1 protein-coding gene is annotated in these 668 nt (G+C 60.6%); it reads right to left on the bottom strand.

Annotated elements, in window-relative coordinates:
* The coding region (locus NKI49_RS33265; protein WP_352695955.1) for an AMP-binding protein at positions 1 to 668 on the bottom strand (668 nt) is incomplete at both ends.

Below are 668 nucleotides of genomic sequence, written 5' to 3'. Positions count from 1 at the left end.
GGCGATGAACCGCTCGGCCGTCAGCTCGGGCCGGTTGAGGTAGCCGCGCGCAACCCCGGCCCCGCCGATATAGAGCTCGCCCACCGCCCCCAACGGCACCGGCGCACCATGACCGTCCAGCAGATACACCCGCGTGTTCGCAATCGGACGGCCAATATGCGGCACGGCGTTGTCACTGAGAAGTCGTCCCGACGTTGCCACAACGGTGACTTCCGTAGGGCCATAGTTGTTTATCAACTTGAGAGGAGACGGTATCCGGGAAGGAACACGCTGGAGACGATCACCGCCGATCAGCAAATGTCCCAATTTTGGATTTACCAGCTCGTCTTGCAATGCGGTTATAGCCAGCGGTGTGGCTAGAAAGGCGGCGTCCAGTGGTTGATCACGCCACCATTGCAACAGACGCGAGGAATCTCCTGCTGCCGCCCTGGGCGGGAGCAGCAATGTGCTACGATTGCATAATGCGGACCATAGCTCCCAGGTGCTGGCGTCAAAAGCCACTGCAGCCGTGAGTGTGCAGCAGGTTTCTGGTTGCGGACAAAACGTTTGCACATGCCATGCTGTAAGATTGACCACTCCGCGATGCTCGACCATGACGCCCTTGGGCGTCCCGGTGGAGCCCGAGGTGTAGATGATGTAGGCGAGATGGCGGGGGGTGAGCCCCAGCG

Origin of the sequence: Mesorhizobium sp. M0587 (genome assembly GCF_040320945.1) — a bacterium.
Classification (GTDB): Bacteria; Pseudomonadota; Alphaproteobacteria; order Rhizobiales; family Rhizobiaceae; genus Mesorhizobium.
Note: the sequence above shows the minus strand (reverse complement) of the source record. Positions and strands in the feature narration are given on the sequence as shown.